The organism is Streptomyces mexicanus, from assembly GCF_902506575.1.
In the GTDB taxonomy this organism is placed as follows: domain Bacteria; phylum Actinomycetota; class Actinomycetes; order Streptomycetales; family Streptomycetaceae; genus Streptomyces; species Streptomyces mexicanus.
In genome coordinates this window covers 3,065,001-3,077,948 of the sequence record NZ_LR732544.1, presented here as the reverse complement: position 1 = coordinate 3,077,948, position 12,948 = coordinate 3,065,001, and the positions used below count along the sequence as shown (strand labels likewise).

The window sequence follows — 12,948 nt, the reverse complement described above, 5'->3', positions numbered from 1 at the left end:
ACCCCCACCAAGTCCGCGACCCCGACGCCCACGCCCTCCCAGAGCACCGGCACCGGGACCGGCACGACCGCCGCCGCAGGCTTCGCCCCCTACGTCGACACCTCCCTCTACCCGGCCTTCGACCTGGTGGCGAGCGCGGACGCGACGGGCGTGAAGAACTACAACCTCGCCTTTATCACCGACGGCGGCGGCTGCACCCCGAAGTGGGGCGGCGTCACCGACCTCGCGAGCGACGCCGTGGCCGCCCAGATCGGCGCGCTGCGCGCCAAGGGCGGCGACGTACGGGTCTCCTTCGGCGGCGCCACCGGCTCGGAGCTGGCCACCACCTGCACCTCCGCCGACGCGCTGGCCGCCGCCTACGGCAAGGCCGTCGACCAGTTCAAGCTCACCAAGGTCGACTTCGACGTCGAGGGCGGCGCGCTGCCGAACACGGCCGCCAACACCCGCCGCGCCCAGGCCATCGCAGAACTCCAGCAGCAGCACCCGGGCCTGGACGTCTCCTTCACCCTGCCCGTCATGCCCGAGGGCCTGACCCAGGACGGGGTGAACCTGCTGTCGAACGCCAAGTCCAACGGCGTGAAGATCTCTGCCGTCAACGTCATGGCGATGGACTACGGCGCCTCCTACAACGGCGACATGGGCACCTACGCCGAGCAGGCGGCCACCGCCACCCAGGCCCAGGTCAAGGGCGTCCTCGGACTGTCCGACAGCGCCGCCTGGAAGGCCGTCGCCGTCACCCCGATGATCGGCGTCAACGACGTCTCCTCCGAGGTGTTCACGGTCGACGACGCCACCCAGCTGGTCTCCTTCGCCCGGTCCAAGGGCCTGGGCTGGCTGTCCATGTGGTCGGCCACCCGCGACAAGCAGTGCCCGGGCGGCGCGAAGAACTCCGCCGACCCGACGTGCAGCTCCATCGCCCAGGACCCGTACGCGTTCAGCAAGGCCTTCGCCGCCTCCCGCTGACGCCCCCGGCCCCGTGGGGCGCGGCACTCCCCTGCGATGCTCCCGCGTGCCGCGCCCCGCCCATCCCCCGCCGGTCGGTCCGTGAGGTCCCCCGCGGTGCCTGCGAGGACGCCCGTCAGACGGCGTCCACCGGGGGCAGCTGCCCGGTGCGGGCCGCCTTGCCGTACCAGTGGGCGCTGGACTTCGGGATCCGGGCGAGCGTGGCGTAGTCGACGTAGACGGCGCCGAACCGCTTGGCGTAGCCGTAGGCCCATTCGAAGTTGTCCATCAGGGACCACAGGTAGTAGCCGCGCACCTCGGCCCCGTCGGCGACGGCCCGGTGCACCGCCGACAGGTGGCTGTGCAGGTAGGCGATGCGCTCGGGGTCGTGGACGCGACCGTCGTCGTCGACCTTGTCCGGGTAGGCCGCGCCGTTCTCGGTGATGTACAGCGGGACCCCCGGAGCCTCCCGGCTGTACCGCATGATCAGCTCGTACAGGCCGCCCGGGTCGATGGTCCAGCCCATCTCCGTGCGGTCGCCGGGCGTCTGATGGAACGCCACGTCCTCCGAGCCGGGCCACGGCGAGTACGGGCTGTCCCCGTGCCCGTCGGCGCGCGGCCCCTGCGGCTGCGTGGCCGGGGACGACACCAGGGCCGGCGTGTAGTAGTTCAGGCCCAGCGCGTCCAGCGGCTGCGCGATGGCCCGCAGATCGCCGTCCAGGACATGGCTCCAGTCCGTGACCGAACGCGTCGCCTCCAGCAGCGTCTCCGGGTACGCGCCGTGCAGCATCGGACCGTGGAAGACCCCGCAGGCCAGGTCGTCGATCCGGCGCGCCGCCGCGAGATCGGCCGGGTCCTGCGAGAGCGGGCGGACGACCTGCGAGTTGAGGCTGACGCCGATGGAGGAGCCGGCCGGCAGCACCGAGCGCAGCGCCTGCACACCCAGGCCGTGCGCCAGGTTCAGGTGGTGGGCCGCGCGCAGGGCGGCGAGCGGGTCGGTACGGCCGGGGGCGTGCACCCCGGAGCCGTAGCCGAGGAAGGCGCTGCACCACGGCTCGTTGAGCGTGATCCACTGCTGCACGCGGTCGCCGAACGCCTCGCCGACGAGCTGCGCGTACTCCGCGAACCGCAGCGCCGTCTCCCGCTCGGGCCAGCCTCCCGCGTCCTCCAGCTCCTGGGGCAGGTCCCAGTGGTAGAGGGTGAGGGCGGGCTTGATGCCGTGGGCGAGCAGCTCGTCCACCAGCCGGCGGTAGAAGTCCAGCCCCGCCTGGGCGGCCGGGCCCCGGCCGGTGGGCTGCACGCGCGGCCAGGAGACGGAGAAGCGGTAGGCGTTCAGGCCCAGCCGGGCCATCAGGGCCACGTCGTCGCGGTAGCGGTGGTAGTGGTCGACAGCGATGTCACCGGTGTCGCCGCCGGCGATCCTGCCCGGCGTGTGACTGAAGGTGTCCCAGATGGAAGGGGTACGGCCGTCCTCCGCGACGGCGCCCTCGATCTGGTACGCGGAGGTCGCCGCGCCCCACAGGAAGTCACGGGGAAAGGCGACGGTCTTGGACTCGGGCATGGAATCGCTCCCACGGGTCGGGTGGAGGCCATTATGCATGGGAGCGCTCCCATGGCCTAATCGGGACGGGACTTCGCCGAAACGTGTCGCGTGGGGGAGGACGAGCGCCCGGGTCGGGTCGCGTGATGCACGGGTCAGGTTGCGTGATGCCCGGGTCGGGTCGCGTGATGCACGGGTCAGGTTGCGTGATGCCCGGGCCGGGTCGCGTGATTGCCCGGGTCGGGCCTCGCCCGCGCTCAGGCCGACGCGCGGACGACCAGTTCCGTGGGCAGGACGACCTCGCGGTGGCCGGCGCCCGGCTCGGTGATCTCGTCGAGCAGGAGGCTCGCCATGGTGCGGCCCATCTCCTCCAGCGGCTGGCGGACGCTGGTCAGCGGCGGGTCGACGTGCCGGGCGACGATCGAGTCGTCGAAGCCGACGACGGCGACGTCGTCCGGCACGCGCAGCCCCGCGGCCCGCAGTTCGAAGACGGCGCCCGAGGCCATCACGTCCGAAGCCGCGAAGACGGCGTCCAAGTGGGGGCACCGGCGCAGCAGTTCCCGCATCGCCGCCCGGCCGCTCGCCTCCGTGAAGTCACCGTGCGCGACGAGTTCCTCCCCGGCGGCGGCGCGCGCGTCGCGCAGGGCCTCGCGGTAGCCGTCGAGGCGGTCCCGCGCGGCCTCCATGTGCAGCGGTCCGGTGATGGTGCCGATGGCGCGGCGGCCGCGGCCGAGCAGGTACTGGACCGCGCCGCGGGCGCCGCCCCGGTTGTCGGCGCGGACGTGCCCGAGCGGCTCGCGCAGGCTGCGCCGGCCGGCCAGCACGGTCGGCACGGCCAGCTCCCGCAGCCGGTCGGGCAGCGTGTCCTCGCTGTGCACCGACATCATCAGCACGCCGTCCACGCGTTGCGCCGACAGGTACTCGGCGAGCCGCTCGTACTCCTTCTCGTCCCGCGCCAGGACGAGCAGCAACTGCATCCCGGAATCCGCGAGTCCGGCGGACACGCCCCGGATGATCCCCGAGAAGTAGGGCTCGGCGAACAGCCGGGACTCCGCCTCGGGGACGACCAGGGCCACCGAGTCGGTGCGGCGGGTCACCAGGGAGCGCGCGGCGCGGTTGGGGACGTAGCCCAGTTCGGCGATGGCCCGCTCCACCGCCGCCCGGGAACGGGGGCTGACCTTGGGGGATCCGTTGATCACCCGGGAGACCGTGCCGCGGCCGACCCCGGCGCGGGCGGCCACGGCGTTGAGGGTCGGGCGCCGGGTGTCCGCGGTGGTGGGGAGGGGTTCGGCGGGGGTCATCGTTCACCTTCCGGCGTGTCCGTGCGGGCGGCATCATTCTGGCCCAGAAAATCCCGCCGCCCGCCGGGTCGCGTGCCCACCGGCCCGCTCCCGCCCATGATCACCTTCGTGACCTGCGTGAATCCCGGCCGATACGGGGGAGTTACGGCGCGCTCGCGTGACACGTTCACGTGACGTACGGAACACGCTTGGGCAACAACGCCGTTTTCAAGTCTTGACACCTGGCCCGGCAGGAAGGAGTCTTCCGGCATGCCGCGTGGGAGCGGTCCCACGGGGTGACCCGGGGGTCGGGCCCGTGTGGCCCAAGCACCCATGGCCCTTCCCTCTACCTCGCATGGCACACCGTTGACCAGCACCTTTTCACCGCACGCCGCGTGCTGTGGGTCTGGCCGCTGCTCGAACCGAGAGGGCAGGTCCGGACCGTCGGACGCCGACGGTCTGATTCCTGAGGTCCCGTTCCCCACTGGAACAAGGAGTAGTGGAATGCGCATCACCCGTACCGGCGGCGGTCACGGCCGCAGGGCCGTGGCCGTGGCCACGACGGTCCTGACGGCCTCGGCGTTGCTGCTGACAGGCTGCAGCAGTGACGACGACGGCGACTCGAACACCTCGGACTCCAACGGGAACATCACCCTCACGGTGGCCGACTACGGACAGTTCGGCTACAAGGAGGCCAAGCTGTTCGACAAGTACCACCAGCTGCACCCGAACATCACGGTGAAGGAGCAGACCACCGCCAACGAGGAGGACTACTACCCGAAGTTCCTTCAGCAGCTGAACTCCAACAGCGGCCTGGCGGACGTCCAGGGCATCGAGGTCGGCCGGATCAAGGAGGTCGTCGACACCCAGGCGTCGAAGTTCGTCGACCTGAGCAAGACCATCGACGTCAACGACTGGGTGTCCTGGAAGGAGAAGCAGGCCACCGCCAAGGACGGCACGGTCATCGGCGCCGGCACCGACATCGGCCCGATGTCGCTGTGCTACCGCCGGGACCTGTTCGAGAAGGCGGGCCTGCCCAGCGACCGCGAGGCCGTCGCCAAGGCGGTCGCGGGCGGCTGGGAGGACTACATCAAGCTCGGTGAGCAGTACAAGAAGAAGGCGCCCGCGGGCACCTACTTCATGGACTCGGCGAGCGCCATGTTCAACGCGGTCGTCAGCTCCAACGCGCAGCAGTACTACGACGCCAGTGGCAAGCCGGTCTACAAGGACAGCCCGTCCGTCAAGCAGGGCTGGAACCTGGCCGCCGAGGTCGCGCAGAAGAAGCTGAGCCAGGGCGTGCACCAGTTCGACCAGCCGTGGCAGGCGGACCTGCGCAAGGGCACCATAGCGAGCATGGTGTGCCCGGCCTGGATGGCGGCGCAGATCCAGGTCTACTCCGGTGACTCCTTCAAGGGGAAGTGGGACATCACCCGGGCGCCGGGCACCAGCGCGGCCAACTGGGGCGGTTCCTTCCTGTCCGTGCCCAAGAGCGGCAAGCACGTCAAGGAGGCCACGGAGCTGGTCAAGTGGCTGACCTCGCCCGAGCAGCAGGCCGAGGTCTTCAAGGCGATCGGTGTGTTCCCGTCCAACAAGGGCGCCTATGAGCTGGCGAGCGTGAAGAACGCCAAGCTCCCGTACTTCAACAACGCGCCGATCGGCCAGATCTACGCCGACGAGGCCAAGTCCATCCCCGAGGCGGTGCTCGGCCCGAAGGACGGCATCATCAAGGACACCATCGGCAAGCAGATCAACAACATGGAGCAGCGGGGCACCAAGCCCGACGACGCCTGGAAGGCCGCGACCGACACGATCGACAAGGCGATCGGCTGACCCCGGCCGCGGGCGGCCCCACCGGCCGCCCGCACCGGGTCCGCCCGCTGCCGTCCGTGTCAGGGCCGGCCGCTGTCGTCCGTGCCGGGACCACCGGCTGTCGTCCGTGACGGGTCCGGCCGCCGCCCTCAGTGACGGGTCCGGCGGCAGGTCCCGTACCGGGTCCGGCCGCAGGTGCCCACCGGGCCCGGTCGCCGGTCGCTCGTGACGGGTCCGGTGATCCGGCCCGTCGCGGCCGGCCCGGTCGCCCGGCCCACGCGGTGAAGCCGGCCGCGAGGCAATCGTGGTGCGGTGCGGCGCTCGTACCGCCCCGCTCGACGCGTCGCACCGCACCGCACCGCCACCGCTCGCAGGCGCTCAACGGGCGCCGGGCGTCCGCCGCCCCGGGACGCGACCCACGAGTCCCGGCACCCCGCCGGCCGGCCCGGACACCCCACCAGCCGCCCCGACAACGACGTCGTACGCCGCCGTCGCGGCGGCGGGATTCTGCCCGTCCGCGACCCTCCGGGCCGCCCCGGCGGCCGGGGTGGTCCCCACCACGGGGTTCGGCCTCCCCCCCCCGCTCCCCCCCCTCGCGCTGTCGGGCGCCCGCCCGCCCGCCCGCGTACGCCACCGGCCCCCGGTGACGTGTGCCTGTGCCCCTCCTTCCCGGTGCACGCCGCCCAGCCGCACCACGGCACACGGCACCGCGGGGCGCAGCCGCCGCTGTGCCCCGCGGTGCCGTACGCGCCGCAGCGGCCGGACGGGGACCACCGCGTGGTCGGGATCGCGATCCGCCGGGGCCCGGCCCGGGGGTGTGACGGGGGAGGACGGTCCCGGTCCCGCCCCGGCGGATCACCTCACCTACGCCTCACCGTGCTACGGCAGCGGCGGGTAGGCGGTCTGCATCAGCTGCTGGGACTGGGCGGGGAAACAGTGCCCGGCCAGCGGCGCGGTCGGCAGCGCACCCGAGGGGGTGTTGCCGGTGCGGGCGTTGCCCCGGGACGTGGGGGCGCACATCCGGGCGAAGCCCCTGCCCTCGTCGTTGGAGACGGCGGGGCTGGACCCGTCGGACTCCCCCGGCGGCTTCACCCACACGTAGGCGTCGATCCCGGCGGCCGGTGCGGCGGTGGGCCGTTCACCGAGACCCGCCCCGCCCTGGGTGCACCAGTTGCCGACGTGGACGCGCCGGTCGATGCGGCTGCCGTCGACGTAGGCATCCACACTGGTCTGCGGGCCGGGACCGGACGGCCGGGCGGGGCCGCCCCAGCCGTTGCGGGAGGTGTCGATCAGCACGCCGATGCCGGAGTTGAAGCCGGCCGCGACAGCCTTGTCCCGCAGCGCCTGGGCGTAGGACTGCTCGTCCACGTACTGGTTCCAGTCCACCCACTTGGACTGGCGCACCGTCTGTCCGTTCACGGTGTCGGTGACCTTGAAGTACGGCTCCTTGGTGGGGCTGTAGTTGGCGGTGTTGACGACGAAGCCGGCCACGTCGTTCACGCTGGCGCCGTTGGTCGTGGCGACCTTGTAGAACTCCTGGACGGAGGGGCCGAGGTTGGTGTCCCAGCCGAGCCAGCCGTGGTGGGCGGCGTCGATGTAGTTGTAGACGTTCGGGATCGCGCCGAGCTTGTCGAGGGCGTAGCTCACGCCCTTCTCGTAGTTGCCGTTGGCCTTCATGGTCGTGCAGGCCTCGGTGGTGGTGTTGGTGCCGCCCGCGTTGGTGACCAGGTTGGGCAGCGAGTCCGGCTCGATGACCGTCGCGATCCGCAGGCCGGCGTACTTGGAGTCGGACAGGATGGAGGCGATGGGGTCGATGTAGTCGCTCTTGTACTTGTCGAGGTCGTTCGCTCCCAGCTCGCCGTTGGAGGCGAGGGCGGCGCAGTCGCGCCCGGGCAGGTCGTAGATGACCAGCTGGACGACCAGGTCGCCGGAGCCCTTCTGCTTCAGGGCCTCGTCGAGGTGGGCGCGCAGGCCCATACCGCCGTTGACGCCCTGGATGGCCGCGATGCGGTCGAGCCAGACCGCGGTGGGCTGGTTGGAGACCCGGGTGCCGCCCGGCTCCGCCGCGGCCAGCTTCGACCACTCGGGGTTGACGTAGACCTTGGCGCCGACGTACGGGTTGTCGACCCGCCCGCTGGGGTCGGTGGTGCCGCCTCCACCGCCGTTGTCGCCGCCACCGCCCCCGTTGTCGCCGCCACCACCGCCGTTGTCGCCCCCGCCGCCGGTGTCGACGTTGCAGGTGACGCCGTCGAGGGTGAAGGCGGCCGGGACGGCGTTGGTGCCGCTGTAGGTGCCCTGGAAGCCGAAGCTCGTCGAGGCGCCGGTGGCCAGGGAGCCGTTGTAGCTCTCGTTGGTGGCGGTGACGGCGGCTCCGCTCTGGGTGATCCTGGCGTTCCAGCCGCTGGTGACCTTCTGGTCGCCGGCGTAGGTCCACTTCAGGGTCCAACCGGACTTGGCGGCACCGTTGTTGGTGACGGTGACGGCGGCGGTGAAGCCGGTGTTCCACTGGTTCTGCACCTTGTAGTCGACGGTGCAGGCGGGTGCGGCGGCGCCCGCGCTGGCGGGCGCGGCGGTGAGCGCCATGCTCGTGCCGCCGGCCACCAGGGTCAGGGCGGCGAGCATCGCTGTTCTGCTGCGGCTCATGAGTGGGGTTTCCTCCCGTGGGGGAACGTTCGGTGAGGACGTACGGGTCCGGGACGCACGGCTCTGGTGCGGTCCGGTGCCGTACGCCGTGGGCGTGGCGCCCCGGCCGGTGAGCGGCGGCGGGCCGATGCAGCGGTGGCCGGCCGACGGGCCAGGGGCGGCCGGCGGGGCGTGCGCGGGGCTGCGGCGCTCTCGCCGGCCCCGTCGCCGGCGCGGCGAGAAGCGCCGCCGACGACTCAAAGCAGTGAACGCGGGGGGTGTCGCATGGGCGACTCCTTGCAGACCAGGCGCACCGGGACGGACGCGCCGACTGATGGAATCGCTCCCACTGGTGCGAGTGAAGGTAGCGCCAAGTGACGGAGAAGAACAGAGCAGTCACAGACTTTCGGTTCACTTTCCGTCAACAGCGCCCGTCACAGCGGGGCGAATGTTTTCGACTCTTCACAGACTTGACGGTGCCCTGACACGTCCGCACTATGGGAGCGCTCCCACTGGTCATGGCTTGTCGCTGCTCGTTGCTCAGCTCCCCCCACCCTCATCTCCGAGCCGCAAGGAGGGACCAGCACATGCATCCCCCTCACCGCCACAGACGCCGCCTCGCGCGACGCCTGTGGACCGCCGCCCTGGCGGCCCTGGCCCTGCCCATGACGATGCTGGCGGCCGGTTCGACCACCGCCCACGCGGCCGGTGTGCGCTGCAGCGTGGACTACCGCACCAACGACTGGGGCTCCGGCTTCACCGCGGAGCTGACCCTCACCAACCGCGGCACCGACCCGATCAACGGCTGGACCCTGACGTACTCCTACGCGGGCAACCAGAAGCTGACCAACGGCTGGAACGGCAGCTGGTCGCAGTCGGGCCGGTCGGTCACCGTCAAGAACGCCGCGTACAACGCGACGATCGGCGCCGACGCCGCCGTGACCACCGGCGCCCAGTTCACCTACAGCGGCACCAACACCGCGCCCACGGACTTCGCCGTCAACGGCACCTCCTGCACCGGCGCCCACCAGCCACCGATCACCGTGCTGACCAGCCCCTCCCCGGGCGCCACCTATACGCAGGGCGAGGCGGTGCCGCTCGCGGCGACCGCGGCGGCGGCCGACGACGCGAGCGTCACCAAGGTCGAGTTCTACGACGACACCACCCTGCTCGGCACGGACACCACCGCGCCGTACACCTTCTCCGCCACCGATCTGGCCGTGGGCAGTCATTCCCTGGTGGCCAAGGCCTACGACAGCCTCGGCGCGTCCGCCGAGTCCACACCGGTCGGCATCACCGTCGCCTCCGGCCCCGCGGTCGTCGCCTCACCCACCCAACTGGGGATCCGGCAGGGCACGTCGGGCACCTTCGAGGTGAAGCTGTCGAAGCAGCCGAGCGCGAACGTGACGGTGAGCGTCGCCCGCACGGACGGCACCACGGGCCTGTCCGTCACCGGCGGCTCCTCGCTCACCTTCACCCCCGCCACCTGGAACACCGCCCAGAAGGTGACCGTCACGGCGGACTCCTCCGGGACCGGGTCGGCCACCTTCACCGCCTCGGCGCCCGGGCACGCCAAGGCCACGGTGACCGTGACCGAGCTGGCCGCGTCCAAGGCGTACGACGCCCGCTTCCTGGACCTGTACGGCAGGATCACCGACCCCGCCAACGGCTACTTCTCGCCCGAGGGCATCCCCTACCACTCGGTGGAGACACTGATCGTGGAGGCGCCCGACTACGGGCACGAGACGACCTCGGAGGCCTACAGCTACCTGCTGTGGCTGCAGGCGATGTACGGCAAGGTGACGGGCGACTGGTCGAAGTTCAACGGCGCGTGGGCCCTGATGGAGAAGTACATGATCCCCACCCACGCCGACCAGCCGACCAACTCCTTCTACAACGCCGCCAAGCCGGCCACCTACGCACCCGAACAGGACACCCCTGACCAGTACCCGGCCCGGCTGGACACGTCCGTCCCCGTGGGCTCCGACCCGATCGCGGGCGAGCTGAAGTCCGCCTACGGCACGGACGACGTCTACGGCATGCACTGGATCCAGGACGTCGACAACGTCTACGGCTACGGCGACACCCCGGGCGGCACCTGCGAGGGCGGCCCGACGCAGACCGGCCCGTCCTACCTGAACACCTTCCAGCGCGGCCCGCAGGAGTCCGTGTGGGAGACGGTGCCGCAGCCGACCTGCGACGCCTTCAAGTACGGCGGGAAGAACGGCTACCTGGACCTGTTCACCGGTGACTCCTCCTACGCCAAGCAGTGGAAGTACACCGACGCCCCCGACGCCGACGCGCGCGCCGTGCAGGCCGCGTACTGGGCGGACGTGTGGGCCAAGCAGCAGGGCAAGGGCGGCGATGTGTCGGCCACCGTCGCCAAGGCGGCGAAGATGGGCGACTACCTGCGCTACGCGATGTACGACAAGTACTTCAAGAAGGTCGGCAACTGCACGGGGGCGTCCACCTGCCCGGCCGGCACCGGCAAGGACGCCTCGCACTACCTGCTCTCCTGGTACTACGCCTGGGGCGGCGCCACGGACACCGGCGCCGGCTGGGCCTGGCGCATCGGCTCCAGCCACGTCCACGGCGGCTACCAGAACCCGCTGGCGGCCTACGCGCTCAGCTCCTTCGCCGACCTGAAGCCGAAGTCGGCGACGGGCGCCGCGGACTGGGGCAAGTCGCTGCAGCGGCAACTGGAGTTCTACCAATGGCTGCAGTCCTCCGAGGGGGCCATCGCGGGCGGCGCCACCAACAGCTGGCAGGGCCGCTACGCCACCCCGCCGGCCGGCACGCCCACGTTCTACGGCATGTACTACGACGAGGCGCCCGTCTACCACGACCCGCCGTCCAACCAGTGGTTCGGCTTCCAGGCCTGGTCGATGGAGCGCGTCGCCGAGTACTACCAGCAGACCGGGGACGCCAAGGCGAAGACCGTCCTGGACAAGTGGGTGAAGTGGGCACTGTCCGAGACCACGCTCAACCCCGACGGCACCTTCCGGATCCCCTCCACCCTGAAGTGGTCCGGGCAGCCCGACACCTGGAACCCGTCCTCGCCCGGCTCCAACAGCTCCCTGCACGTGACCGTCGCCGACTACACCAACGACGTCGGTGTGGCCGCGGCGTACGCCAAGACGCTGACGTACTACGCCGCCAAGTCCGGTGACGCGCAGGCCAAGGCGACCGCCAAGGCGCTGCTGGACGGCATGTGGGACCACGACCAGGACGCCCTGGGCATCGCGGTGCCGGAGACCCGGACCGACTACAGCCGCTTCGGCGACAGCGTGTACGTGCCCAGCGGCTGGAGCGGCACCATGCCCAACGGGGACAGGATCGACTCCTCGTCGACCTTCTCCTCCATCCGGTCCTTCTACAAGAACGACCCGGCCTGGTCGAAGATCGAGTCCTACCTCAAGGGCGGGGCCGCCCCGACCTTCACGTACCACCGGTTCTGGGCCGAGGCGGACATCGCCCTGGCCATGGGGTCGTACGCGGAGCTCCTCGAATAAGCCCCCGCTGCTCCGCGTAGCGCGCCGGGTGGACTCGGCCCCTGCCCGAGTCCACCCGGTCGGCGTGCGCGCCCCCAGCCTCAGCCGGCGGGTGGTTTGCGGAACGCCCGCAGGGTGAACACCGGGTCCGGACGCGGCCGGTCCTGGTCGGGCAGGGCCGCCAGACGGGCGGCGAAGTCCTCGGCGGCGGCGCTGCCCGGGGGCAGCGTGACGAACCAGCCGCGGCGCAGGTCTGCGATGGTGCGGCGGGGGCTGCGGCCCTGGCCCACCCCCCGGAAGCGGGCCTGCCCGGCCGGGAGCAGGCCGCGCTCGGCCGCGTACGCGGCGACGAGGCAGGCGGCGTCCCGGGCGGGGCTCGGCGGCCGGTCGGCGAGGACGGCGTCGATGTCGCTGCCCACGTTGTGGGAGGCGGCCTTGTCGACGGTCGTGACGTAGACGCCACCGGGCCGGAGCACCCGGGCGCACTCGGCGACGACGGCCCGGGCGTCGGCGGGCGCCAGGTGCAGCACCCAGACGGTGGTGGCGGCGTCGAACCGGCCGTCGGGGAAGGGGAGCGGGCGGCTGTCGGGGAGGACGACGGCGCCGGGCAGGCGGGCGGCGGCCCGCCGCGCCATCCCGGCGGCCCGGTCCACGCCGGTCACCCGCAGTGCGGGCCGGGCGGCGGCGAGCCGGCGGGTGACGATGCCGGTGCCGCAGCCGACGTCCAGCACCTCCCGCGTGTCCTCGGGCAGCAGGCCGAGGACGGCCGCGGCCGCGGCGGCGGCCCGGGGCTCGCCGCCGCGTAACGCGTCGTACTGCTCGGCTTCCTTGTCGTAGTCCAGCACCCGGCGTCCCCCCTGCGTGATCGCCTCAGCTCGCCCGATGACCCGGAGCCAGCTCCTGCACGCGGCGGGCCAGCTCGACGTCCTTCTCGGTGACGGCGCCGCCCGCGCTGTGGGTGTGCACGCTCACCGAGACCGTGTTGTAGCCGAGGGTCAGGTCGGAGTGGTGGTTCAGCTCCTCCTGCACCTGGGCGATGTGCACCACCATGGCGGTCGCCGCGAAGTGCGAGCCGAGCCGGAAGGAGCGGGTGAGCCGGCCTTCGCTCAGGGACCAGCCGGGCAGCTCGGCCAGCCGGTCCTCGATCTCCTTCTGCGACAGCGGTTCGACGGCCATCGGCGCGCTCCCTTCGTCGGCTCCCGCACGACGTTCGGTTCGTCGGCTCCCGTACGACGTTCAGACTGCCACAGGAGCGGCGCGGGGA

At 71.8% G+C, this 12,948-nt stretch carries 8 protein-coding genes; 3 read left to right on the top strand and 5 right to left on the bottom strand.

What is annotated here, in order from left to right:
• Nucleotides 1–963, top strand: a 963-nt coding sequence (locus GV126_RS13720; RefSeq protein WP_159666195.1) for a chitinase, incomplete at its 5' end; no start/stop codon positions are given.
• A gap of 115 nt (nucleotides 964–1,078) precedes the next feature.
• On the opposite strand, the gene GV126_RS13715 is transcribed toward GV126_RS13720, so the two are convergent.
• The gene (locus tag GV126_RS13715) at nucleotides 1,079–2,503 is read right to left on the bottom strand and encodes a GH1 family beta-glucosidase (protein ID WP_159666192.1); all 1,425 of its coding nucleotides are present in this window, start codon (nucleotides 2,501–2,503) and stop codon (nucleotides 1,079–1,081) included.
• Nucleotides 2,504–2,739: 236 nt separating this feature from the next.
• Nucleotides 2,740–3,783 carry a LacI family DNA-binding transcriptional regulator gene (locus GV126_RS13710; RefSeq protein ID WP_159666189.1) on the bottom strand — a complete coding sequence of 348 codons (1,044 nt, stop codon included), beginning with the start codon at nucleotides 3,781–3,783 and terminating at the stop codon, nucleotides 2,740–2,742.
• A 483-nt stretch (nucleotides 3,784–4,266) separates the two neighbouring features.
• On the opposite strand from GV126_RS13710, the gene GV126_RS13705 reads away from it, so the two are divergent.
• Nucleotides 4,267–5,592: an ABC transporter substrate-binding protein gene (locus GV126_RS13705; protein WP_159666186.1), complete on the top strand. Its 1,326-nt coding sequence runs from the start codon at nucleotides 4,267–4,269 to the stop codon at nucleotides 5,590–5,592.
• A gap of 858 nt (nucleotides 5,593–6,450) precedes the next feature.
• Here the strand turns inward: GV126_RS13705 and GV126_RS13700 are convergent.
• Entirely contained in the window at nucleotides 6,451–8,214 is a 1,764-nt protein-coding gene (locus GV126_RS13700) for a glycoside hydrolase family 6 protein (RefSeq protein WP_159666183.1), read from the bottom strand.
• A gap of 566 nt (nucleotides 8,215–8,780) precedes the next feature.
• Between GV126_RS13700 and GV126_RS13695 the strand changes: the two genes are divergently transcribed.
• Nucleotides 8,781–11,705, top strand: coding sequence for a glycoside hydrolase family 48 protein (locus tag GV126_RS13695; RefSeq protein ID WP_159666180.1), 2,925 nt, complete (start codon nucleotides 8,781–8,783; stop codon nucleotides 11,703–11,705).
• A gap of 80 nt (nucleotides 11,706–11,785) precedes the next feature.
• Here the strand turns inward: GV126_RS13695 and GV126_RS13690 are convergent, their stop codons facing one another.
• The gene (locus GV126_RS13690; protein ID WP_159666177.1) at nucleotides 11,786–12,529 is read right to left on the bottom strand and encodes a class I SAM-dependent methyltransferase; all 744 of its coding nucleotides are present in this window, start codon (nucleotides 12,527–12,529) and stop codon (nucleotides 11,786–11,788) included.
• 25 nt (nucleotides 12,530–12,554) lie between these two features.
• Complete coding sequence (locus GV126_RS13685) at nucleotides 12,555–12,860, bottom strand: 4a-hydroxytetrahydrobiopterin dehydratase (RefSeq protein ID WP_159666174.1); 306 nt, start codon at nucleotides 12,858–12,860, stop codon at nucleotides 12,555–12,557.
• Nucleotides 12,861–12,948 lie beyond the last annotated feature (88 nt).

What these genes read in the sequence shown, in the direction of transcription:
- GV126_RS13710 (WP_159666189.1), bottom strand. Translation starts at nt 3,783, where the DNA reads ATGACCCCCGCCGAACCCCTCCCCACCACCGCGGACACCCGGCGCCCG.
- GV126_RS13700 (WP_159666183.1), bottom strand. Translation starts at nt 8,214, where the DNA reads ATGAGCCGCAGCAGAACAGCGATGCTCGCCGCCCTGACCCTGGTGGCC.
- GV126_RS13695 (WP_159666180.1), top strand. Translation starts at nt 8,781, where the DNA reads ATGCATCCCCCTCACCGCCACAGACGCCGCCTCGCGCGACGCCTGTGG.
- GV126_RS13685 (WP_159666174.1), bottom strand. Translation starts at nt 12,860, where the DNA reads ATGGCCGTCGAACCGCTGTCGCAGAAGGAGATCGAGGACCGGCTGGCC.
- GV126_RS13715 (WP_159666192.1), bottom strand. Translation starts at nt 2,503, where the DNA reads ATGCCCGAGTCCAAGACCGTCGCCTTTCCCCGTGACTTCCTGTGGGGC.
- GV126_RS13705 (WP_159666186.1), top strand. Translation starts at nt 4,267, where the DNA reads ATGCGCATCACCCGTACCGGCGGCGGTCACGGCCGCAGGGCCGTGGCC.